The sequence below is a fragment of the Geodermatophilus sp. URMC 62 genome (genome assembly GCF_052931475.1).
Genome location: NZ_JBRFHY010000001.1, coordinates 5,057,647 through 5,080,274, shown reverse-complemented (window position 1 = coordinate 5,080,274; position 22,628 = coordinate 5,057,647). Strand labels below are relative to the sequence as shown.

Here is a 22,628-nt window from a genome sequence, read left to right as displayed (position 1 = left end):
AGGGCGGTGGCGGGAGGTACCTAGACTCGACCGGGCACCCCGGAACGGGAGCCGGGACCGACCGAGGAGGGTGCACGTGGCCGTACGGGCCATCCGGGGCGCGACACAGGTGGACGCCGACGACCGCGACCAGGTCCTCGAGGCCACCCGGGAGCTGGTGAGCACGGTGGTCGAGCGCAACGGCCTCGACCACGGCGACATCATCAGCATCCTGTTCACCGCGACCCCCGACCTCGTCTCGGAGTTCCCCGCGCTCGCCGCCCGCGAGCTGGGTATGGGCGACGTGCCGCTGATGTGCGCGACCGAGATCTCCGTGCCGCACGCGCTGCCGCGGGTGCTGCGGCTGATGGCGCACGTGGAGACGCCGAAGCCGCGGGCGGAGATCCAGCACGTGTACCTGCGGGGTGCCGTGGCGCTGCGACGGGACATCGCGCAGTGAGCGAGCGCCAGCGAGCGGCGACCACTGCGCGGGGTGATCGCGCAGTGAGCGAGCGCCAGCGAGCGGCGACCACGGCGCGGGGTGACCGCGCACTGAGCCCGGTGGGCGGCTTCCGGGGGCAGGTGACCCTCGACGGGCCGTCGGGGACGGGCAAGTCGTCGGTGGCGCGCGCGGTGGCCGCCCGGCTGGGCGCGTCCTACCTCGACACCGGCGCCATGTACCGCGCCGCCACCGTGGCCGTGCTCGACGCCGGGGTCGACCCGGAGGACGCCGAGGCGGTGGCCCATGTGGTGGCCGGCACCCGCATCGAGGTGGGGACGGCGGCCGACACCGAGCGGGTGGAGGTCGACGGCACCGACGTCGCGGTGCGCATCCGCGGCGCCGAGGTCACCCGCACCGTCTCGGCGGTCTCGGCGGTGCCCGCGGTGCGCCGGCGGCTGGTCGACCAGCAGCGGTCGCTGGTGGCCGCGGCCGACGCCGTTGTCGTCGAGGGCCGCGACATCGGCACCGTGGTGCTGCCCGACGCGACGGTGAAGGTCTACCTGACCGCCGCGCCGGAGGCCCGCGCGCAGCGGCGGGCGGCCCAGCTCGGTCTCACCACCCCCGACGAGGTCGCCGACCTGGCCGCCGACCTGCGCCGCCGCGACGAGTACGACAGCAGGCGCGCGGACAGCCCGCTGCGGCCGGCCGCCGACGCGGTGGTGGTCGACAGCACCGACCTCGACCGGGACCAGGTGGTCGACCGCGTGGTGGAGCTGGCCTGCTCGGCAGTGGAGGTGGGCTCGTGAGCGAGGAGGGGGCCGGCGCTCCGCTGCCGGTGGTGGCGATCGTCGGACGGCCCAACGTGGGCAAGTCGACGCTGGTCAACCGGGTCCTGGGCCGGAGGGCCGCGGTGGTGCAGGACGTCCCGGGGGTCACCCGCGACCGCATCTCCTACGAGGCGCTGTGGAACGGTCGGCGGTTCACCGTGACCGACACCGGCGGCTGGGACCCGCGGGCCGACGGGCTGGGTGCCTCGATCAGCCGGCAGGCCGAGCACGCGATGCGCACCGCCGACGTCGTCGTGCTCGTCGTCGACAGCCAGGTCGGGGCCACCGACACCGACCTGGCGGCCGCGCGCATCCTGCGCCGCAGCGACCGGCCGGTGATCCTCGTCGCCAACAAGGTCGACGACGAGCGCAGCGAGGCCGCCGCTGCCGAGCTGTGGTCGCTGGGCCTGGGGGAGCCGCAGCCGGTGAGCGCGTTGCACGGCCGCGGTTCCGGCGACCTGCTCGACCTGGTCCTCGACGCGCTGCCCGAGGCGCCGCGCGGGGAGCCGGAGGAGGGCGGTCCGCGCCGGGTGGCGCTGGTCGGACGGCCCAACGTGGGGAAGTCCAGCCTGCTCAACCGGCTGGCCAAGGAGGAGCGCTCCGTCGTCGACTCCGTCGCCGGCACCACCGTGGACCCGGTCGACTCGATCATCACCCTCGGCGGCGAGGAGTGGCGGTTCGTCGACACCGCCGGCCTGCGCCGCAAGGTCAACACCGCCAGCGGCACGGAGTACTACGCCAGCCTGCGCACCGAGGCCGCCATCCAGGCCGCCGAGGTCGCCGTCGTCCTGCTGGCCGCCGACGAGGTGATCAGCGAGCAGGACCAGCGGGTGATCACGCAGGTGATCGAGGCTGGCCGCGCGCTGGTCATCGCGTTCAACAAGTGGGACGCCATCGACGAGGACCGGCACGCCCAGCTGGAGCGGGAGGTCGAGCGCGACCTCGCCCGCGTGCGGTGGGCCTCGCGGGTGAACATCTCGGCGGTCAGCGGCCGCGGCGTCGGCAGGCTCGCCGACCACCTGCGAGCCGCGCTGGCCTCGTGGGAGACGCGGATCCCCACGGCGGAGCTCAACGCCTACGTCCGTCAGCTGGTGATGGAGACGCCGCCGCCGGCCCGGGGCGGGCGCGCGCCGAAGATCAAGTACGTGACGCAGGCCGACGTCCGGCCGCCGCGGTTCGTCGTGTTCACCACCGGGTTCCTGGAGGCGGGCTACAGGCGGTTCCTCGAGCGCAAGCTGCGCGAGCGGTGGGGCTTCGGCGGGACGCCGATCGACATCTCGGTCAAGGTCCGCGAGGGCCGGGGGAGTGCGAAGCAGCGCGGCTGACCGATGAGTCCGGCCTCCGGGGCGCGTCTCCACTGCGCGATCCCACGAACCCGGAGGCCGAGATGACCGCACCGCAGACGCACACGCTCGAGACGGCCGGAGCCGTCATCACCTACGACGTCCGACCGGGGGACGGTCCGCCGCTGCTGCTCATCGCCTCGCCGATGGGCGCCTCGGGTCTGGCCTCGCTGGCGGCGCGCTTCCCCGACCGCACGGTCGTCACCTACGACCCGCGCGGGGCCGACCGCAGCCGGCGCACCGACGGCGCGAACGAGTCGACGCCGGAGGAGCACGCCGACGACCTGTCCCGGCTGATCACGACGCTGGACGCCGGACCCGTCGACGTCTTCGCCACCAGCGGGGGAGCGGGGAACGCGCTGGCGCTGGTGGCCAGGCACCCGGAGCAGGTGCGGACGCTGGTGGCGCACGAGCCGCCGGCGGCCGCGCTCCTGCCCGACCGCGAGGCGGCGCTGGCCGCCTCGCGGCACGTGCACGAGACCTACCTGGCCCGTGGCTTCGGCGCCGGCATGGCCGAGTTCATCGCGCTCGTGATGCACTCCGGGCCGGTCCCCGAGGACTGGGCCGCCCGGCCGGTCCCGGACCCCGCGGTGTTCGGCCTGCCCACCGAGGACGACGGGTCCCGCGACGACGTGCTGCTGGGGCAGAACATCGTGTCCTCGACCCACCACGAGCACGACATCGAGGCGCTGCGGGCGGCATCGACGCAGATCGTCGTCGCGGTCGGGGAGCGCTCGGCGGGGCAGCTGGCGCACCGCGGCGGCGAGGCGGTCGCCGAGCGGCTGGGGATGGCGCCGGTCGTGTTCCCCGGCGACCACGGCAGCTTCCTCGACGCCGGCCACGGCGAGCCTCCGGACGTCGACGCCGTGGCCGAGAAGCTGCGGGAGGTCCTGGCTGCCGGGGACCGGGTGCCGACGGGCGGCTGACCACCGGACGGACACCGGGACCGGGTGCGGTAACCTGCTCCTGCAGCGATCGGGCGGTGCGAGCCGCCCGGCGCTCGGGCTGTAGCGCAGCTTGGTAGCGCACTTGACTGGGGGTCAAGGGGTCGCAGGTTCAAATCCTGTCAGCCCGACAGTGAAACCGCAGGTCAGGGGCCGTGTCCGGAGAGATCCGGAACGGCCCCTGACCGCTCTCGGGAGGCGGTTGACCACCTATTTGACCACCATTAGGCCTCCCTCACTCGTCGAGGTGGCCCAGCGATCCGTCTGTCTCCAGGAGCGGCCGCATGAGTTCGGGCGCTGTGGCCGCCCGCGGTCGATGCGCAGATGGGTTGGGCGCTCGGCGTCGGTGCCGCTAATGATCATTAATGGCGGGAGTTCCGTAGTCTGCTGACAGCCGGCGCGGCGCGCGCTATGCCGTACCCATGAGGTATCCCCAGGGTGGCGGGCTCACTGCCGAGGAGTGCGCCCGGCGGGAGAAGGTGCGGCTTCAGGCCGCGGAGTGGATCGAGGAGGGCGCCACCGACGCCGAGGTGGCGGCCCGGTTCCGGGTGACCCGGATGTCGGTCAACCGCTGGCGCCGCGCGCTGGCCGCCGGCGGTCGCCCGGCCCTGGCCTCGAAAGGCCCAGGCGGGGCACGCTGCCGGCTCACCCCGGCGCAACTGGAGGAGCTGCAGGTGCTGCTGGAGGCCGGCCCGGCCGCCTGGGGCTGGGCCGATCAGTGCTGGACGCTGGCGCGCACCGCCGCGGTCGTGCACACCCGGTTCGGCGTGGAGTACACCCTGCCCGGTCTCGACCTGCTGCTGCACCGCCTCGGCTGGAGCGTGCAGGTGCCCGCGCGGCGCGCGGCGGAGCGGGATGAGGAGCAGATCGCCGCCTGGCGGGAGGAGAGCTGGCCGCAGATAAAAGGACCGCGGCGGACCTGGGCGCCTGGCTGGTCTTCGAAGACGAGTCCGGTCAGGGGCTGAGGCCGCCGAAGGGGCGCACCTGGGCCGCCGCGGTCGGACTCCGGTGGTGCGGGTGACCGCGGCGATCAGCCCGCGGGTGTCAGTGGCCGCCCTGGTCGCGGTCAAGCCCGGGCAGCGGCCCCGGCTGATCTACCGCACCCACCGCGGCCGACGCGGCGGGCGCAAGGGGTTCACCGAGGCCGACTACGCCCGCCTGCTCGACGCCGCCCATCAGCAGCTGGGCGGGCCGATCGTGCTGGTCTGGGACAACCTGAGCACCCACGCCAGCAAGGCCATGGCCGAACTGATCGCCGCCCGGCCGTGGCTGACGGTCTACCGGCTGCCGCCCTACGCCCACGAGCTCAACCCCGTCGAGCCGGTGTAGTCGCATCTGAAGCGCTCGCTGGCCAACCTGACCAAGCACACCATCGCCGAGCTGACGGCGCTGGTGAAGACGCGGCTGAGACGGATGCAGTACCGCTTCGGGCTGCTGGCCGGCTTCCTCGCCAGTACGGGGCTCCAGTTCGGACCGTTCTTGTAACACCCGCCCTTATAGGTCGTTAGAGCGCGGCACGTCGAGGTGTGCGATCCGCTGATCCAGGTGGCACGGTTCGGCGCTGACTGCTGGCGGCCCTGTCGCAGAACTGCTGGCTTGCCGCGTCAGGTCGGCTCGTCAGCCGGCGTCCGCGCCACGGAGTTGCTGTGCGACGACTCGGCGTCGGACCGGGACCGGGCGTGCGGTCCCGGTCACGTGCTGGTCGTGCGAACGGGTCGGCGCACGAGGGAGGCGAGATTCCAGCGCAGCGCTCCGGCGAGGTCACGGACGTGTTCGCCGAGCGTGAGGTCGCGCGGGGTCCGGGCCGCGGTGATGGCGGCGTCGAGGTCGTAATCGTGCTCCCTGAGCACCTCGGAGAAGTCACGCTGCAGCGGCGCGGCGCACTGGTAGCCGAGGCTGCGGTAGAGGCGCGGGAACAGCGGCCGGAAGAGCCGGATCCGTTCGTGCAGCCCGCTGGAGTGCGACATCGGGTTCTTGTGCCGGGCGGCGACGTAGTCGGGGAGGAGATCGGCGAAGGCGTGCCGCACGATCCACTTCTCGTAGCCGTCGCGGTACTTGAGCTCCTGCGGGATCCGCATGGCGAGGTCGAGCATCGTCACGTCCAGGAACGGCACCCGCGCCTCGACCCGGTTACCCATCGAGGTGCGATCGACGCGCTGCAACTCCGTACGGCTGAGGTGAGCGATCTTGTGCAGGAACAGCCGGCGGCGGTCGGCATCACCGATCCGGCGGTACATCGTGTAGCCACCGAACAGCTCGTCGGAGCCGTCGCCGGTGAGGACCACCTTCACGCCGGCGTGGTGGACGGCGACGAACAGTCGCTGGGAGACGACGGCGTTGATGATGTCGCCGTACTCGGTGAGCTCGGAGACGCGCATCGCCTCCCGCACGTCGCGCAGGCTCAGCTCCCGCGGCCGGACGGGGACCACGACGTGCGGCACCCCGAGGTCGGCGGTGAGCCTCCGGGCGTAGGTCAGGTCCTCGCTGCCCTCCGCGCCCACGGTGAAGGCCACGCAGTAGCGAGGGAGGCGGCCGTCGACGGCGCCCAGCCACACCTCGACGCCCGCATCGACTGCGTAGCAGCCGCCCTCACGCACGCCGAGCTCGTCAGATGGCGCTACTCCACGTGTACCGGAGCCGGGCTGGGCGACCGGAAGCCGGACGTCATCTGACGGTCGTGCAACCGGCCGCGGCGGCACGGCTCAGGGTCCGCTGGGGGTTCGACGGCGGCCGGCACCGCGTGCCAGGCACCGACCCATCTCGTGAATCAGGCAGAGGATGCTGATGGTGGTGGACCGGCACGACGCTGAGGACCCCTCCCGCCCACCGGCCGGCGGCGCGCTGATCGCCTTCTACTGCCCCGTGTGCGGCTCCCTCCGCCCCGCCCAGAACCGCCAGCCGGCGCCCGCTCCGACGTGTGCCGGCTCGAAGGTCAGAACCGGCGAACAGCATGAGCCGACACACTGACAGCGGTCTTCAGGTGGCTTGGTGGGTGGAGTAGCCGGCATGGGCGAACCAGCCAGCGGCGTCGGTGGCGGTGACCGCGGCCAGCGCCACGGCGATGGCCGCGTCCAGGGCCGCGCGGGTGCGCGCGCCGGCGGCTTTCACCAGGGCCTTGATCTTGCTGAAAGCCTCCTCCACCGGAGAGAAGTCCGGCAGGAACACCAGCCGGCATCCCGCGGCCTCGACCAGCGCGCGCATCCGCTCAGGCTTGTGCGCGCCGACGTTGTCGACCACCACCACCTGCCCGGGCCGCAGCGCCGGCAGCAGCACCTGCTGCAGATAGGCGGCGAACACCGCCGCGGTCGTGCCGCCCTCCACCGTCATCGCCGGGCTCATGCCCGACAGCGCCAGCCCGGTGATCAACGTGGTCACCGGCCCGCGGTTGCGCGGCACCGCCCCGACCGCCCGGGTGCCCCGCGGAGCGCGGGCCCGGCGGCGGGTCATCGAAATGTGCGTGCCGCACTCATCGACGAACACCAGCCGGGCCGCGTCGGTGGTAGCCACCTCGCGATGCCACCGGGCGCGCGCGGTCTCGTCGCGCTCGGTGGCGCTCAGGCTTTTGACTTCAGCGGCCGGCCCGGCCGCCGCCGCCGTCCGCGCGGCGTCAGCGCCTGATCGGGATCGTCGGCCGGCAGGGCGGCGATCGCCCGCGACATCGTCGCCGCCGACACCACCACGCCCCGCTGGCTGGCGAAGGCGCTGACATGCTCGGCCAGGGTGGCATCGGCCGCCGCGCCCAGCCTATCCGGCAGCCAGGCCTGCAGCTGCTGCCTCTTCTCCGGCACCGGCCCGTGCCGCTGCGCGGTCGGGGCCAGACTGCCGATGTTCCGCCGCCGGGCCAGGTATCGGCCCACGGTGTTCACCGACACCCGGAAGGTCACTGCCGCCTGCTCCTGGGTCATCCCGCCATCGACTGCGGCAACGACCCGCTCACGCAGATCCATCGAGTACGCCCGCATGCCTCAGGCCTACTCCACCAAGCAACCAGCACACCGCTGTGAGGACCTCGCTTCGCTGCTGAGCTCTTTGCTCATCTTGTAGCGCTTGGGGCAGCCTCGACGAGCACGTGTGCCGAAGCGCAGAATGGGGGAAGCGATAAATCCCGGGGATGCGGTATGCGTAAGGACTGGACAAGACTGATCCTCACCGGTGTCAGCGGGGCTGGCACCCGATGAACGATTTACTCAGCGGCGGGTCAGTCGCTTTGATCGTAGTTGCGCATTGGAAGGAAACCCCACGCGCGAGATTTCGGAAGTTTGCATACTTTACATGAGTCCCCTGGTGGGACTTCGGGGTCACCTCAGTGGACGCTCGGCGGTCCTACCATGCAGATTGTGTTGAGCGTTCACAGAAGCGATGAGAGCCCGCAGTTCTCGTGGGCGATGGAGAGCCGGGGCGTTGCAGCGCTCCAGGAGACCAAGGAGGGCAGCGGAAGCGTGGCTGGTCCTTGTCTCGCCTCGTGAGCAAGCCGGCCAGGCCTGCGGGGTGGCCTGGGTGTCAGCAGGTGGGTGCACTCAGTTCGCCGGTGGGGGAGAGGTCGACGCCGCAGGCACCGAAGTCGGTGCGGGACAGGTCCCGCACCACGCTCAGGGCGTGCTGGCCGGGATCGATCTGGGCGAGTCCTGGGTCGACCATCACGGTGCCGACCAGCCGGCCGGAGTTCCAGGTTCCATCGGCGGCCAGCCGTAGCGTGAGGATCCCGCCGACGCCCGCCGGGCCGTCGTTGGACAGGGTGCGGTAGCCGGTGAAGTTGCCCAGGCTGTAGGCGATCAACCGGCCGCGGTACCACTCCATGCCCCGCAGCACGTGCGGACCGGCACCCAGGACCGCGTCCGCGCCGGCGTCGATCACCGCACGGGAGAAGGCCATGGCATCCCCTCGGTTCTCGCCGAGGAAGATCTCCGGGCCCGGGCGGACGTGGGACTGGTCGGCACCCTCCGCGCCGGCGTGGATGGTCACCAGGACCACATCGGCCTGCTCGGCGGCCTGACCGACGAGCTGTTGTGCGGCGGGGATGTCGAGCAGGCTCTGCGCCCAGCCGTAGGGTGCAAAACCGAGGATCGCCACCCGCAGAGACCCGACGTTCTGCAGGGTCACCTGCCCGGGCATGCCCGTGTAGTGCAGACCCGCCGCCGTCAGCGCGGCCTGCGAGTCACGCAGGCCCGCGTCGCCGAAGTCGTGGGAGTGGTTGTTGGCCAGGTTGATGACGGTGAACCCCGCCTCGCGCAGCCGTTGGGCATACGACGGTGGTGTCCGGAAGGCGAAGCAAGCACTGCTGGTCGCGCCGCACTTGGTCGACGTCGCGATGTCGGTGAGGGCCTGGTCCAGGTTGGCCAGCACGACGTCGCCGGTGAGCTCCTCAGCGACGGCGTCGAACACGTGGCGGCCATCGTCGGGAGGCAGTTCCGGCGTCGCCCCCATGATGACGTCGCCGACGGCTCTGACCTCCACACTCGTGAGCGCGGACTGATCCCCAGACTCTCCCGCCTCCGCGGGAGGCGTCGCCTGGTCGGCGGACGCGCCGCCCGAGGTGTTGGACGCCGGCCCCTGGTCCGTGGACGGTTCGACAGGGCCACCGGGCGAGCAGGCGGTGGTCATCACGGTGAGGACCACGGTCAGCAGCGGCCGGAGCGTTTTCGCCGAGGCCGACCGCGCCCCATGTGGCGGCAGGCGGCGGGCCGCCTCCGTCGCCGAGTCCGCGTGTTCCGGTGGACAACCTGCCCCGCGCATGCTCGGAATGGTTAAGCAGGTCGGCGCTCGGATGGGCCGGGTCGGCGTGCTCAGCAGCGCGAGGACGTCCTGTCTGCGTGGCGGGCACGGCCTGCGGCCGAATCCTCACGCGAGCAGAGCTGTGCGGGCGCCTCAGCTGAGCGCAGATGAGAGTGCGCCTGCGCCGAACGCCCCGGCACAGCACTGCTCAGAAGACGTGGAGCCTGACCCGGTTCTCCGGACACATTGGGTTAGGTGATCATGCCGCGGTGATTGATGATCGGTTCTCCAACTCTCTGGGGGTGAGCCAGCCGAGGGCGGAGTGCGACGCGACGCGACCAACTTACGGCCAACAGACCACCCTCGATCCCCGACGATGACCAACGCGAGTCGATGACTTGAACCCGCGCTGACCTGCGTGTTCGTTGCCGACCAGACGCTGTCAACACCCTTAAGATAAAGTTGCAGGTAAACGGGTCACCGCGTGGTACCTAAGCCTTCGTTGACTGGGCGAGGGGAGCGGTACATCGCTGCTGTCGGTCACGCCCCAAAGACGACGACGGGCACGGCAAGAGCCGGGCACTCCCTTCCCTGAGGGCGCCATTACGCTCAGCGACGAGTAGGCCTGCGAGGGATCAAGGGTGTCCGAGCATGGCCGGACGGCGCTCATTGACCACCATTTTGACCGCCATTGCAGCCCGTTCGGGGTTGTTCACCACTGTTCGCCGTCGTTCCGTATGCCGGTTGACCTGCACAGATGGACTTAGACGGACGCTCACGAACCCGCGGCCGACGGCTGGGGGTCAAGGGGTCGCAGGTTCAAATCCTGTCAGCCCGACAGTGAAACCGCAGGTCAGAGGCGGGTCGGCCGTGAAGGTCGGCCCGCCTTCTGCATCACTACAGCAACGCGTACAGCAACGCGGCCCGAGGGACAGCAGCGGTCACCAACGGAGCGCCTGGTCGAGCCGGTCGGCCGCTTCCCGCTGCTGGGCGGGACCGACGTGGCTGTAGATGTCGGCCGTGATGGCGTACGACGAGTGGCCCAGGTGCTCCTGGACGACCTTGGTGTGCGTGCCGGCCGCCAGCAGGAAGCTGGCCGCGGAGTGGGCGCAGCGTGTGCAGGGTGACGCCGCGGAGCCCGGCCCGCTCCGCGAGGAACTCGAAGCGCCGCAACACGTTGCGGGGCTCGAGCGGCGTCCCGATCTCGGTGGTGAAGACCAGGCCCTGCTCCTGCCAGGCTCCTGCGGCCGCGCGCTGTTCCTCCAGTTGCCGGGTCCGGTGGGCGCGGAGCGCCTCGATGGCCGAGCGGGGGAGTGACACGGTCCGGCGGGACTTGTCGGTCTTGGGTTCCTCGAGCCGGAGCCCCTGGGAGGTTCGGGAGAGGGTCCAGCGGACCCGCAGCAACCCGGCGTCGAGGTCGACGTCCGGCCAGTGCAGGGCCAGCGCCTCGCCGCGGCGCAGCCCGGTGGCCAGCAGTGGCGTCCACCAGGGTGGTGTGCGACGGCCCGGTGAGTAGCGGGCCCTGAACGTCGAGGCGGCCACCGCGTGATCTTCTGGGAGACCTCTCACAGTCCTTCAGGAGTTCGACGCGATGACCGCACCGAGCAGTATCGACGCTGCCCACTTCCTGCACGAGCAGCCGACCCAGGCCAGCCCCGATCTGCTGCGGCAGATGCTCACCACGTTCATCAACACGCTGATGTCGGCCGAGGCCGACGCGGTCTGCGGCGCCGGCTACGGCGAGCGCAGCGAGGCCCGCACGAACAGCCGCAACGGCTATCGGCCCCGCGAGTTCGACACCCGCGCCGGCACTCTCGACATCGCCATCCCAAAGCTGCGCTCGGGCAGCTACTTCCCGGACTGGCTACTCGAGCGCCGCCGGCGGGCCGAGCGGGCACTGACCACGGTGGTCGCGACCTGCTACCTGCTGGGCGTCTCGACCCGGCGGATGGAGAAGCTCGTCGAGTCCCTCGGGATGAGCCGGCTGAGCAAGCCGCAGGTCAGCGACATGGCGAAGGACCTCGATGAGCAGGTCGCGGCCTTCCGGCACCGCCCGTTGGATGCCGGCCCGTACACGTTCGTGGCCGCCGACGCCCTCGTGCTCAAGGTCCGCGAGGGCGGCCGGGTGGTGGGCGTGCACGCCCTGCTGCCCATCGGCGTGAACGCCGATGGGCACCGGGAGATCCTCGGCCTGCAGGTCACCTCCGCCGAGGACGGCGCCGGCTGGCTGGCCTTCGTCCGGGACCTGACCGCCCGCGGGCTGACCGGAGTTCAACTGGTCACTTCCGACGCGCACCGCGGGCTGGTCGAGGCGATCGGCGCCGCGGTGCACGGTGCGGCCTGGCAGCGCTCATCTGCTGACATCGGCTCTTGGCGGGAGGTTCCCGTCGGTCACCTCCGCCGCCGGGAGAGGACCTTGGCAGCGTGACCTTCGAGGTCCAGCGGCAGACCTGTCCCTCCCGGCGGCGGCGGGCTCGGTACTGGCCAGTGGGAGTCGTGCCTTGAGCACCGAGATGAGCGTCCAGCCGAGCCGGCCATGAGGTGACCGGACTCGAAGGGCCAGATGCATGCAGAGCAGCTACACGATCGACCTCGGCGTCGAGGAGGTCTTCATCGGCATCGACTGGGGCGCCAGCCACCACCAACTCTGCGCGGTCAACGCCACCGGGCAGCGGATCCGGCAGGTCCGCCTGGGCCACGACGTCGCAGGCCTCAACCAGCTCGACGCCGAGCTCGCCGGGCTGGGAACCGGCCTGCCGATCTGCGTGGAACGCGCCGAAGGCCTGCTCATCGAGCGGCTGCAGGCCGGCGGGCACCGCGTCTTCCCGATCAACCCGCGGATCGCCGCCCGCGCTCGCGAGCGCTATCGGGTGGCCAGCAGCAAGGACGACGTCTTCGACGCCTTCACTCTGGCTGACACGCTGCGCCACGAGCACGCGCACTGGCGCCCGTTGCCGGTCGCCTCGCCGGCGCTGGCCGAGTTGCGCGCGCTCTCCCGCGACCGGGACCGATTGCTGGAGTCCCAGCAACGTGTTGAGGCGCAATTGCACGCCATCCTGGACGCCTATCACCCGGCGCCGGCGCAGTTGTTCTCCTCGATCGACCGGGACATCACGCTGGCCTTCATCGCCGATTATCCGACGCCGCAGGCCGCTGCCCGCATCGGCGAGCAGCGGATGGCCGCCTTCTGCCGGCGGCAGTCCTACCGCGGCCGAGTCGATCCGGCCGTCCTGGTGCAACGGTTGAAGGACCACCTGCTCACCGGCGCCGAAGGCACGGTGGCCGGCAAGGCGCACTCGGCGCAGGTGTTCGCCGAGCTCCTCGGTGTGCTCAATCGCCAGCTCGCCGACTACGACCAGCGTCTCGAGCTGGCTCTCGCCAAGCACCCGGATGCGAAGATCTTCCTGAGCTTTCCCGGGGTGGGCCTGCTCACCGCGGCCACCCTGCTCGCCGAGATCGGCGAGGACCGCGAGCACTACCCGACGGTCGGGGTGCTGCTGGCCGAGGCCGGGCTGGCACCGGTCACCCGCTCCAGCGGCCGCTCGCACCGGGTCGGCTTCCGCTACGCGGCCAACACCCGGCTGCGCGAGGCCTGCACGTGGTGGGCCTACAACTCGCTGAAGACCTCGCCGTGGGCGCGCGCCGCCTACGACGCCGCCCGAGCCCGCAAGCAACCGCATCACCGCGCGCTGCGCGGACTGGGCGCCCGCTGGATGCGCGTGCTCTGGCGAGCCTGGACCGACGGCGTTCCCTACGACCAGGCGCGGCACCTCAAGACCGGGCCGGCCAGCGAGATCCTCACCGCCACCCCGACCGAAGCCACCACCGCCTGACACCCCCATCTCCCACCCGCGCTCCCGACGTGACGCGCGGGCCGTTGGCATGCCTGCGTTCACACCCACCAACGGGCTCCTGAGCTGCGAAGTTGACAGTGGGAGTCTGCCGCACCCATTACGCGGCCAACCTGATGGTGGTCTGCCCGAAGAACGCCTGGACCTGGGTGCGGGCGCTGCTGCACTCGTTCTATGAGCAGCCCGACGCCGACTCGGTGCACGCCCAGTTCGACCACGTGCTGGCCGCCCTGACCGACAAGCTCCCGAAGGTCGCCGAGCACCTCGAGCAGGCGCGGGCCGACGTGCTGGCCTTCACCGCCTTCCCGAAGGAGGTCTGGCGGCAGATCTGGTCCAACAACCCCTCCGAGCGGTTCAACCGCGAGATCCGCCGGCGCACCGACGTGGTCGGCATCTTCCCCGACCGCGACGCGCTCATCCGCCTGGTCGGCGCCGTGCTCGCCGAGCAGCACGATGAATGGACCGAAGGCCGTCGCTATCTGGGCCTCGACGTCCTCGCCCGCTGCCGGCTGCGGCCGGTCGACGACACCGGCCAGACCACCGAGGAGGTGACCATTCCGGCGCTCAGCGCCTGACCAGACCGAAGATCACGCGGCCGCCGTCACACACCACGCCACGGGACTTGACCGGGTCGCGGCGGTCCCTAGCGTGTACCGAGGCGGGCCGGTGATGTGGCCGACCCCATACTTCCGTCGGTCGCCGACCCACCAGTCGGGCCGGGCCGGATCGGCGACGAGGCACGAAGGAGATGCGCCAATGCGTACCGAAGCAGCCGTCGTCCGTGAGAAGAACGGCCCCTTCCAGCTGCAAGAGATCGAGCTCGACGAGCTCCGCGCTGACGAGGTGCGGGTACGCCTGGTCGGCGCCGGGGTGTGCCACACGGACGCGGTGGTGCGCGAGCAGATCTACCCGACGCCGCTGCCCGCGGTGCTCGGGCACGAGGGTGCCGGCGTCATCGAACAGGTGGGCGATGCGGTGGTCGGAGTGTCGATCGGCGACCACGTGGTCCTCTCGGTGAACAGCTGTGGCCGGTGCCGGCAGTGCCTGGCCGGGGACAACACGTATTGCGCGGACCTGTACGCGCGCAACTTCGGCGGCACCCGGCCCGACGGCTCGACCGCGCTGCGGGATCCGGAGAACCGGGAGGCGATCTCCTCCCACTTCTTCGGCCAGTCGTCTTTCGCGCGCCGGGCCAACGTGCAGGCCCGCTCGGTGGTCCCGGTCCCGCCGGATGTCCCGCTCGAGCTGATGGGGCCCCTCGGCTGCGGCATCCAAACCGGCGCCGGAGCCGTGATGAACTCGCTGCGTCCGCCCGCTGGCTCGAGCATCGCCGTGTTCGGTGCGGGAGCGGTGGGGCTGTCCGCGGTGCTCGCTGCGCAGGCGGTCGGCTGCGCTCAGATCGTCGCGGTGGACATCGTCCCGGAGCGGCTGTCGCTCGCGAAGGAACTGGGCGCGACCGACACTGTCGATGCGCGCGACGGCGACGCCGCCGAGCGGATCAAGGAGCTGACCGGCGGCCTCGGCGTGGACTTCGCCCTCGAGACGTCGGGGGTGGCGGCCGTCCTGCGCACCGCCGCCGACTCCCTGGCCCTCCGCGGGACCGTCGGGCTGGTCGGCGCCCAGGCCCCTGGACAGGAGACCTCGTTCGAGACGGGCCTGTCCATGACCCGCGGGTGGAAGCTGCAGATGATCATTGAGGGCGACGCCGTCCCGCAGACCTTCATCCCGCGGCTGATCGAGCTGTGGCGGAAGGGCCGATTCCCCTTCGACCGGCTGGTCACCTTCTACGACTTCGCTGACATCGAGAAGGCTTTTGCCGACTCCGCTGCAGGCGGAACCATCAAGCCCGTCCTGCGGTTCGCGACGAGCGACTGACGGCGCCGGCACGCGGACACGGACCCGTGCGAGGGGAAACGACCTGACCACCACCGAAGTGGCAACGGCCGTCCGGACCGGTCCCGCCCCGGGTTCAGTGGAGGCTCGGAACTGACGCGGCGACGGTAGTCGCCGCGATGTTGTGCCAGGAGAATCTGTCCTCGTGCTCGGCCGGTGGAATCAGGCCGATCTCGCCGTGCAGGCGTCGGTGGTCTAAGCAGGCGATGTTCCCCACTTCGTGGGAGGTCCCCCCATCGGCAGCGGCGATCTCGAGGTCGTCGATGCCCTTCCAGGGCCCGCGGTTGCGGACCAGCTCGGCCTTGAACAGCGAGTTGAACGCCTCGGCCAGCACGTGGTCATAGGAGTCCCCAGTCGAGCCCACGGGGGCGACGACGCCAGCGTCAGCCAGGCACTGGGTGTACCGCACCGCGACGTATTGCGACCCCTTGTCCGAGTGGTGAATCAGTCGCTGACGTCGCGGCGGCCCGCCGACGGGTCCAGATGCCCATCTCCAGGGCGTCCAGGGCCAGGTCGGTGCGCAAGGACTTCGACAGCTGCCAGCCGACCACCCGGCGGGAGAACACGTCGATGACGAGCGCGGCGCACGCCCAGCCGGCGAAGGTCCGGCAGTAGGTGATGTCAGCGACCCACAGCTGGTCCGGGCCGGTCGCGGTGAAGGCGCGCTCGACCAGGTCCGGGCGGGTGTCCGGGCCGGTGCCCGGCACCGTGGTCCGCGGACCCTTCGCCCGGCTGATGCCGCCCAGACCCTTGCGGCGCATCAGCCGGGCGACGGTGCAGCGGGCCGCCCGGTGGCCCTGCCGGCGCAATTCGGCGTGCACCTTCGGGACGCCGTAGACGCCGTAGTTGTCGCGGTGCACCTGCGTGATGACCGCGGTGGTCGCCGCGTCGCCGATCGACCGCGCCGACGGCGGCCGCGACCTGGTGGCGTAGTAGGTGCTCGGGGTGATCGTCGCGCCGGCCTCGGTGAGGACGTGGCAGATCGGCTCGACCCCGTGCTCGAGCTTGTGGGCGTCGATGAGGGCGATGATCAGCGGGAGGGGCGGTCGAGCTCCGCCGCGAAGGAAGCCGACGCGCTCTTCAGGATCGCGTTCGCCCGGCGCAGCTCGCGGACCTCCCGATCCAGCTCGGCCAGCCGGGTGGCGTCATCGGTAGTGGTGCCCGGCCGGTGACCGGCGTCGATCTCGGCCTGGATGACCCAGTTGCGCAGCGTCTCGGGGTTGATGCCCAACTGCTCGCCGATCCGTGTCAACGCCTCGGACCGGGTCGCCGGGTCCCGCCGGGCGTCGACCGCCATCCGGGTCGCCCGCTCCCGCAGCTCATCGGGGTACTTCCTCGGTGCCGCCGTGACTCTCATCCTCACGTGGATTGAGAGCCTCCATCAGACCCGGGGCGGGACAGCTGGATCAGTCCGCAGTTCTGCGGCCCCAGGAAGCCGCAGCCACACCCTGGGCGACACGGGCGGCGATCAGCGGGCCGGCCGTGGGTGCCGCCCCTGCGGCCGCGCTGCTCAGCACGAACGCGGCCAGGCCGAGGAGGAACAGGCGGCGCCGGCCGAAGGCGTCACCCAGCCGTCCAGCCGGCACGAGCGCCAGGCCGAAGGTGAGCGCGTACCCGGAGACCACCCACTGCGCTGCCGAGGGAGAGGCGTCCAGGTCCTCCTGCAAGGCGGGGAGTGCCACGGCGACGATGCCGAGGTCCAGGACGCCCATGAACCCGACGACCAGGGCCACCGACAGCGCCTGCCAGCGCCGCAGATCGGGTTGGTGGGCGTCCTCGGCCGCTGATGTGTCCGCCCTCGGTCGGACCTGATCACGGGTGCTTCCTACGGCCGAGGGAGCGGACCGGGCTGCGGTCCCGGCACGATCCTCCACTGTCCCCGGTGCCTGCGCGGCCGCAGGAGTGCGACCTCGACCTCAGGCGGGGGTACGAGCCCCGGCCGCCTCACCGATCGGCTGCCGAGCCCGACGGGTGTCCTCGGCCTGTCCGTCGTGGGCCAGTCAGCGCTCCCTGACCAGGGAACGGCCGATGATCTCCTTCATGATCTCGGTCGTGCCGGCGTAGAGCGTGCTGGCGCGGGCATCGACGAACTCCCGTGCGATGCCGTACTCGCGCATGAAGCCGTATCCGCCGTGCAGCTGGAGGGCCCGCGTGACGACCTGCTGCTGCAGTTCCGTCACCCACCACTTGCACATCGCGGCCTCGACCTCTGTGAGGTCGTTCCGGACGTGCCCGGCGATGCAGCGGTCCAGGAAGACCTGCGCGACCTCCACCTGGGTCGCGAGCTCGGCCAGCGTGAACTTGGTGGCCTGGAAGTCGGCGATCCGCTGCCCGAAGGCGCGCCGATCCCTGGTGTAGGCCAGCGCCTCGTCGAGGGCGCGGTGCATGCTGGCGACGGCGGTGACGGAGACGCTCAGCCGCTCCTGGACCAGGTTGCGCATGAGGTACCCGAAGCCGGCGCCCTCCTCGCCCAGCAGGTTGGCCCGGGGCACCCGTACCCCGTCGAAGAACAGTTCTGCCGTGTCCTGGGCTGCCAGGCCGATCTTGTGCAGCCGTCGTCCCCGTTCGAATCCGGGCATGCCGCGCTCCACGACCAGCAAGCTGATGCCCCGGCTGCCGGCCGAGGGATCGGTCTTCGCTGCCACCACCACCACGTCGGCGAGGACGCCGTTGCTGATGAAGGTCTTGGCGCCGTTGAGGACGTAGTCGTCGCCGTCCCGGGTGGCGGTCGTGGTGATCGACTTGAGATCACTGCCGGCGCCCGGCTCGGTCATCGCTACGGCTGCCACGGACCGGCCCGCGCACAGGTCCGGCAGCCACCGGCTCTTCTGCTCGTCGCTGCACAGCTGGACCAGGTACGGGGCGATCAGGTCGTTGAAGCCGCAGAGGTTCATGACGACGGCGGTCGCGCCTGCCCGGGTGAGCTCCTCGTTCAGGACGACGTTGTAGCGGAAGTCGTCCACCCCGCCGCCGCCGTACTTCTCATCCACCTCGAAGCCGAGCAGCCCCAGTTCGCCGGCGGCTGTGAACAACCCCCGGTCGACCTGTCCGGCCGCTTCCCACTCGGGGAGTCGCGGCCCGACCCGGTCCTGGACGAATGCCCGTGCCATGGTCCGGAAGTCGTCGTGCCCTGCTTCGAAGATCTCTCGCCTCATCGCTCCTCCTCAGGCGCTTGCACCGCGCCGGGTGCTGTTGCGGTTTGCGGACAGTGCCGGAGGTAGGCGTCTCCGGCACTGCGTGGCGGACGGGTCCTCAGCTGTAGAAGCGGAACACCGGTTCGGCGATGCAGACCGGCTTGTCGCCGCCTTCGCGCTCGATGACCGCGGTGGCGGTGATCTGCAGGCCGCCGGTGACTTCTTCGACGTCCTTGAGGGTGGCGGTGAGCCGGAGCTTGGAGCCGACCGGGACCGGGGCGGGGAAGCGGACCTTGTTCAGGCCGTAGTTCACGGCCATGCCGACGTCGGTGACCACCAGGACCTGCGACCACATGGGGATGAGCAGGGAGAGGGTGAGGTAGCCGTGGCCGATCGGTCCGCCGAAGGGGCTCTCGCGGTTGGCCCGCTCGACGTCCACGTGGATCCACTGGTCGTCGCCGGTGGCCTCGGCGAAGAGGTTGACCCGCTGTTGGGCGACCTCGACCCAGTCGCTGGTGCCCAGTTCGGTGCCGGTGAGGCCGGGGAGTTCGGCCAGGGTGGTGCGGGTGGTGCTCACGATCGTTCTCCTTGGGGAAGGGGGTGGGGGTCAGCGCAGGCCGAGTGCGGTGATGGCGTTCTGCTTCATGATCAGCGGCTTGACCTCGTCGCGGATGTCGAGTGCCGCGAAGTCCTTCATCCACCGCTCGGGGCGCAGCAGCGGCTAGTCCGACCCGAACAGGTGCCTGCGTAGCCGCTCAGGGCAGGCGCGACAACAGTTCGGCGAGGCGCCGGCGGTACTCCTCGACCCCCGCGAGCTTGACGTGCTCGTAACCGCGCACCAGGTCCGGCAGCTCGGCGATCTCCACCGCGAGCGGCAGGGACGTCGTGTCGAGGCGCCGCAGGACGTCCTCGATGACGCCGCGGTACTCCCTGACGAGCTCGCGCTCGATCCGTCGCACCCCGGCGTAGCCGAACGGGTCCAGGCGCGTGCCGCGGACGCGGCGCATGCCGTAGAGCGCCTGGAACGCAGGCTTGAACCACGGACCGAGCTCGATCTTGTCCTTCATGCCCAGGGCACGCAGGACCGGCGGGTGGAGCCGGTACGACGCCCGGCTGCCGGGGCCGAACTGAGCGGCGAGCCGCTCGTCCATGGCGGGGTCGAGTGCCAGGCGGGCGACCTCGTACTCGTCCTTGTAGGCCATCAGCTTGTACAGGTTCCGGGCGACCGCCTCGGTCAGCTGCGTCGACCCGGGGACGGCCTCGTCCTCCCGTTGCCGCACCTGCTCGACGAAGTCGGCATAGGCCCGGGCGTAACGGGCGCTCTGGTAGGCCACCAGCTCGGGGATCCGCCGGTCCAGGACGGCCCCGAGCTCGCCGTCGGCCCGGACGCGCGACCGGACACGGTCGACGGCGGCCGGGTCCACGACGCCGGGCACGGTGGAGTGCTCGGCCGCCGGCTCGGACGCGGCAGTGGTCCCGACGATGACCTGCCGGCCGCGACGGAACGCCGCCAGGTTGTTGTCCACCTTGGTGCCGTTGAGCCGGATCGCCTGCTCGAGGGACTCGGCGCTGATCGGCAGAGCGCCGGCCTGATAGGCGGCGCCCACCATCACCATGTTCGAGTACTGCTCGTCGCCGAAGCTCTCCTGGGCGACCGCGGCAGCGTCGAGGTAGTGGGCGGCGGCGAAGCGGCCGCCCAGCTGCTCGCGGATGCTGCCCTGGTCCGGGAACTCGACGCCGGTGTCGACGACCATCTGCCCGGTCGGCACCTCGGCGGTCGAGACGACGGCGACCGTCCGCTCCGGGTGCGCCACCTTGAGGTTCACCGGGTCGGCGGCGACCAGGCTGTCGCACCCCAGGTAGAGGTCGCACTCGCCGGCTGCCAGCTTGGCGGCCCGGTCCGAGGGCTGGAAGCTGACCTTCACGTCGGAGACGACCGCGCCCCCCTTCTGGGCCACGCCGGTCTGGTCCAGTGCGCGCACGTCCAGCCCGTCGAGGAAGGCCGCCGTGGCGAGCACCTGCCCGACGGTGACCACGCCGGTGCCGCCGACACCCGTGATCCGCATGGCGAACTGGTCGGTCCGCACCCGCATCTCGGGCTCGGGCAGCACGGTGTCGTCCGAGGGCAGCGCAGGCCGCTTCGGCTTGGCCTTTCCCGGCACCACCGTCATGAACGACGGGCAGTCGCCCTTGAGGCAGGAGTAGTCGAAGTTGCACGACGACTGGTGGATCTGGGTCTTGCGGCCGAACTCGGTGTCGACCGGGTGCACCGACATGCAGTTGGACTTCTCGCCGCAGTCGCCGCAGCCCTCGCAGATGCGCTCGTTGATCACCACGCGCTGCACCGGGGTGGGTGCCAGGCCGCGCTTGCGCTTGCGCCGCTTCTCCGCGGCGCACTCCTGGTCGTGCACCACGACGGTCACCCCGGGGACGGCGGCCAGCTCGCGCTGGACGTCGAGCAGGTCGTCGCGGTGGCGCACCGACACGCCCGGCCGGGACAGGACGCCGGCCCGGCGCAGCACCTTCGTGACCCGCTCCGGCTCCTCGGTCGTGACGACGACCCGGCTGGCCCCCTCGACCAGGAGCAGCTCGGCGACCCGCTCGACGGTCATCCCGCCGACCGCGTCCTGCCCGCCGGTCATGGCCACGGTGGAGTTGAGCAGCAGCTTGTACGTCATGTCGACGCCGGCGGCCACAGCCGCGCGGACGGCCAGGCTGCCCGAGTGGGCGAAGGTGCCGTCGCCGACGTTCTGCACCCAGTGCGGCACGTCGACGAACGGCGACATGCCGATGTAGTGCGCGCCCTCGCCGCCCATCTGGGTCATGCCGACGACGTCACCGACCTGCTTGTCCGCCATCCCCATCACCATGCCGTGGCAGCCGATGCCGCCGCCGACGACCATGCCGTCGGGCACCTTGGTCGAGGAGTTGTGCGGGCAGCCGGAGCAGAAGTAGGGCGTGCGCGGCACGAGGGACAACGACAATCGCGTCCGGGGCCGGTTCACCTTCCACGCGCGGACGGACTCGATGCCGGCCGGCTCCAGGCGGCGGGCGAGTCCGGCGGCCACGAGATCGGGGTCCAGCTCGCTGGAGGCGCTGAAGAGCCAGGTGCCGGCGTCGTCCCGCTTGCCCACGACGCGTGGAGCGTCCGCGACGCCGTACAGGATCTCCTTGACGGCGGTCTCGAGGTAGGCGCGCTTGTCCTCGACGACGACGATCTCGTCGAGGCCGTCGGCGAACTCGCGGACGACCGTCGGCTCGACCGGGTACACCGCGCCGAGCTTGAGCAGCCGGATGCCGTGGCGCTCGAGTTCCTCGGCGCCGAGCCCGAGCTGGTCCAGGGCCTGGCGCAGGTCCAGCCAGGTCTTGCCGGCGGCCACGATGCCGATGCGGGCACCGGCCCGGGCGCCGCTGATCGTGTTGAGGCCGCTGCGGCGCAGGTACTCCAGGACGATCGGTAGCCGCTTCTCGTGCAGGCTCTGCTCGAGGCCGGCGAGGGCCAGGCCCAGCATCCGCGCGTGCGGCTGGTGCGAGTACGCCTTCAGCCCGCCGGGCAGGTCGCTCAGGTCCGGCGGCGTCCAGGAGGAGGCCACCTCTGCCGTGGACGCCCCGTCGGCGACGTTGGTGCCGATCTTCAGGGCGCTCCACAGGCCGCTGGCACGGGACAGTTCCACCGCGTGCAGCCCGTACAGCAGGACGTCGTGGGAATCCGCGGGGTAGAGCGTCGGCACCTGGAGGTCGGCGAGGCTGTGCTCCGACGAGCACGGGAAGGTCGACGACTTGGCCGAGGGGTCGTCACCGACGAGGGCCACCACACCGCCGTGCGGCGAGGTGCCGGACATGTTGGCGTGCCGGATCGCGTCGGACGCGCGGTCCAGGCCGGGCGCCTTGCCGTACCAGATCCCCGTGATGCCCTTCACGTCCGCGTCCCGGAACGGCACGCCCTGGCCGGCCAGCTGCGTGCCGCCCACCGCCGTGGCTGCCAGCTCCTCGTTGAGGCCGGGCTGGTGGACGACCCCGTTCGGTTCGAGGAGGGTCATGCGCCGGCCGACCTCGAGGTCGTAGCCCGCCAGCGGCGATCCCTCGTAGCCCGAGACGTACAGCGCCGGCTTCTGGCCCCGGGCGGCGTCGACCTTCGCTCGGTCGAGCAGCATCCGGACCAGCGCCTGGATGCCGGTCAGGTAGATCCGGCCGGAATCGGCCAGGTACCGGTCCTCCAGACCGAAGGAGTCGCGCCGGTGCGCCGGGCGCCCGGGTGTGCCGACCGGGCTGAGGGTTGCGGTCATCGATACTTCTCCTCGGTGGTCACGGGTGGCGGGCTCACGGGACGGCGTTGCCGCGGACGCGGGCGACGAGGTGCGACGGGGTCGTGGCTTCGGCGAGGCCGAGATCGGCGGGAGGTGCCCACCGGGGACGGACGCCCCTGTGCCGTGGATCAGTGGGCCGGGTGGTCGTGCCAGACCTGGTCGGCGAGCACGAGAGCCATGAAGGGTCCTCCGGAGA

General features: G+C 71.4%; 17 protein-coding genes, 1 tRNA gene, 3 pseudogenes and 1 other annotated feature. Of the genes and pseudogenes, 11 read left to right on the top strand and 10 right to left on the bottom strand.

The window, feature by feature from the left end:
* Positions 1–76: 76 nt before the first annotated feature.
* From aroH to ACU616_RS24315, 7 genes are all read left to right on the top strand, one after another.
* The gene (gene aroH / locus ACU616_RS24345; RefSeq protein WP_446760969.1) at positions 77–439 is read left to right on the top strand and encodes a chorismate mutase; all 363 of its coding nucleotides are present in this window, start codon (positions 77–79) and stop codon (positions 437–439) included.
* Positions 440–483: 44 nt separating this feature from the next.
* Positions 484–1,227, top strand: coding sequence for a (d)CMP kinase (gene cmk, locus ACU616_RS24340; protein ID WP_446760968.1), 744 nt, complete (start codon positions 484–486; stop codon positions 1,225–1,227).
* Positions 1,224–2,573 carry a ribosome biogenesis GTPase Der gene (der, locus tag ACU616_RS24335; protein WP_446760967.1) on the top strand — a complete coding sequence of 450 codons (1,350 nt, stop codon included), beginning with the start codon at positions 1,224–1,226 and terminating at the stop codon, positions 2,571–2,573. Before cmk ends, der begins: the two co-directional genes overlap by 4 nt.
* A 62-nt stretch (positions 2,574–2,635) precedes the next feature.
* A complete protein-coding gene (locus tag ACU616_RS24330) occupies positions 2,636–3,517 on the top strand; it encodes an alpha/beta fold hydrolase (RefSeq protein ID WP_446760966.1) in 882 nt (293 codons plus the stop codon).
* 75 nt (positions 3,518–3,592) lie between these two features.
* A tRNA-Pro gene (locus ACU616_RS24325) sits at positions 3,593–3,666 on the top strand.
* 291 nt (positions 3,667–3,957) lie between these two features.
* Complete coding sequence (locus ACU616_RS24320; protein ID WP_446760965.1) at positions 3,958–4,500, top strand: helix-turn-helix domain-containing protein; 543 nt, start codon at positions 3,958–3,960, stop codon at positions 4,498–4,500.
* A complete protein-coding gene (locus ACU616_RS24315; RefSeq protein ID WP_446761529.1) occupies positions 4,463–4,864 on the top strand; it encodes a transposase in 402 nt (133 codons plus the stop codon). Before ACU616_RS24320 ends, ACU616_RS24315 begins: the two co-directional genes overlap by 38 nt.
* Positions 4,865–5,226: 362 nt before the next feature.
* On the opposite strand, the gene ACU616_RS24310 is transcribed toward ACU616_RS24315, so the two are convergent.
* The 5 genes from ACU616_RS24310 to ACU616_RS24290 form a co-directional block, all read right to left on the bottom strand.
* Positions 5,227–6,132, bottom strand: coding sequence for an asparagine synthase C-terminal domain-containing protein (locus ACU616_RS24310; protein WP_446760964.1), 906 nt, complete (start codon positions 6,130–6,132; stop codon positions 5,227–5,229).
* Positions 6,133–6,511: 379 nt separating this feature from the next.
* On the bottom strand, positions 6,512–7,042 hold the full coding sequence (locus tag ACU616_RS24305) for an IS630 family transposase (RefSeq protein ID WP_446760963.1): 531 nt from the start codon (positions 7,040–7,042) through the stop codon (positions 6,512–6,514).
* Positions 7,043–7,089: 47 nt separating this feature from the next.
* Positions 7,090–7,482 carry a hypothetical protein gene (locus ACU616_RS24300; RefSeq protein ID WP_446761466.1) on the bottom strand — a complete coding sequence of 131 codons (393 nt, stop codon included), beginning with the start codon at positions 7,480–7,482 and terminating at the stop codon, positions 7,090–7,092.
* A 553-nt stretch (positions 7,483–8,035) separates the two neighbouring features.
* Complete coding sequence (locus ACU616_RS24295; protein WP_446760962.1) at positions 8,036–8,989, bottom strand: CapA family protein; 954 nt, start codon at positions 8,987–8,989, stop codon at positions 8,036–8,038.
* A gap of 1,155 nt (positions 8,990–10,144) precedes the next feature.
* Positions 10,145–10,789, bottom strand: a complete 645-nt coding sequence (locus ACU616_RS24290; protein WP_446760961.1) for a site-specific integrase — start codon at positions 10,787–10,789, stop codon at positions 10,145–10,147.
* A gap of 49 nt (positions 10,790–10,838) precedes the next feature.
* Here ACU616_RS24290 and ACU616_RS24285 point away from each other — a divergent pair.
* From ACU616_RS24285 to ACU616_RS24270, 4 genes and pseudogenes are all read left to right on the top strand, one after another.
* Positions 10,839–11,597, top strand: a pseudogene (locus ACU616_RS24285) (IS256 family transposase); the annotation flags it as partial.
* Between the two features lie 217 nt (positions 11,598–11,814).
* Complete coding sequence (locus tag ACU616_RS24280) at positions 11,815–13,080, top strand: IS110 family transposase (protein ID WP_446759525.1); 1,266 nt, start codon at positions 11,815–11,817, stop codon at positions 13,078–13,080.
* Positions 13,081–13,187: 107 nt separating this feature from the next.
* A pseudogene (locus ACU616_RS24275) lies at positions 13,188–13,673 on the top strand (transposase); the annotation flags it as partial.
* Between the two features lie 94 nt (positions 13,674–13,767).
* Positions 13,768–14,973, top strand: coding sequence for an NAD(P)-dependent alcohol dehydrogenase (locus tag ACU616_RS24270; protein WP_446761528.1), 1,206 nt, complete (start codon positions 13,768–13,770; stop codon positions 14,971–14,973).
* A 94-nt stretch (positions 14,974–15,067) separates the two neighbouring features.
* Here ACU616_RS24270 and ACU616_RS24265 read toward each other — a convergent pair.
* The 5 genes and pseudogenes from ACU616_RS24265 to ACU616_RS24245 all read right to left on the bottom strand — a co-directional run bounded on the left by ACU616_RS24265 (position 15,068) and on the right by ACU616_RS24245 (position 22,411).
* Positions 15,068–16,348 (bottom strand): annotated as a pseudogene (locus ACU616_RS24265) (IS3 family transposase).
* Positions 15,933–16,061, bottom strand: a sequence feature (AL1L pseudoknot). Its footprint overlaps the pseudogene before it by 129 nt.
* 49 nt (positions 16,349–16,397) lie before the next feature.
* Positions 16,398–16,724: an MFS transporter gene (locus ACU616_RS24260; RefSeq protein WP_446760960.1), complete on the bottom strand. Its 327-nt coding sequence runs from the start codon at positions 16,722–16,724 to the stop codon at positions 16,398–16,400.
* A gap of 267 nt (positions 16,725–16,991) precedes the next feature.
* Positions 16,992–18,146: an acyl-CoA dehydrogenase family protein gene (locus ACU616_RS24255; RefSeq protein ID WP_446760959.1), complete on the bottom strand. Its 1,155-nt coding sequence runs from the start codon at positions 18,144–18,146 to the stop codon at positions 16,992–16,994.
* A gap of 97 nt (positions 18,147–18,243) precedes the next feature.
* The gene (locus tag ACU616_RS24250; RefSeq protein ID WP_446760950.1) at positions 18,244–18,702 is read right to left on the bottom strand and encodes a MaoC family dehydratase; all 459 of its coding nucleotides are present in this window, start codon (positions 18,700–18,702) and stop codon (positions 18,244–18,246) included.
* A 178-nt stretch (positions 18,703–18,880) separates the two neighbouring features.
* Positions 18,881–22,411 carry an indolepyruvate ferredoxin oxidoreductase family protein gene (locus tag ACU616_RS24245; protein ID WP_446760958.1) on the bottom strand — a complete coding sequence of 1,177 codons (3,531 nt, stop codon included), beginning with the start codon at positions 22,409–22,411 and terminating at the stop codon, positions 18,881–18,883.
* Positions 22,412–22,628 lie beyond the last annotated feature (217 nt).

What these genes read in the sequence shown, in the direction of transcription:
- ACU616_RS24270 (WP_446761528.1), top strand. Translation starts at nt 13,768, where the DNA reads ATGTGGCCGACCCCATACTTCCGTCGGTCGCCGACCCACCAGTCGGGC.
- ACU616_RS24320 (WP_446760965.1), top strand. Translation starts at nt 3,958, where the DNA reads ATGAGGTATCCCCAGGGTGGCGGGCTCACTGCCGAGGAGTGCGCCCGG.
- ACU616_RS24280 (WP_446759525.1), top strand. Translation starts at nt 11,815, where the DNA reads ATGCAGAGCAGCTACACGATCGACCTCGGCGTCGAGGAGGTCTTCATC.
- ACU616_RS24300 (WP_446761466.1), bottom strand. Translation starts at nt 7,482, where the DNA reads ATGGATCTGCGTGAGCGGGTCGTTGCCGCAGTCGATGGCGGGATGACC.
- ACU616_RS24245 (WP_446760958.1), bottom strand. Translation starts at nt 22,411, where the DNA reads ATGACCGCAACCCTCAGCCCGGTCGGCACACCCGGGCGCCCGGCGCAC.
- ACU616_RS24255 (WP_446760959.1), bottom strand. Translation starts at nt 18,146, where the DNA reads ATGAGGCGAGAGATCTTCGAAGCAGGGCACGACGACTTCCGGACCATG.
- ACU616_RS24330 (WP_446760966.1), top strand. Translation starts at nt 2,636, where the DNA reads ATGACCGCACCGCAGACGCACACGCTCGAGACGGCCGGAGCCGTCATC.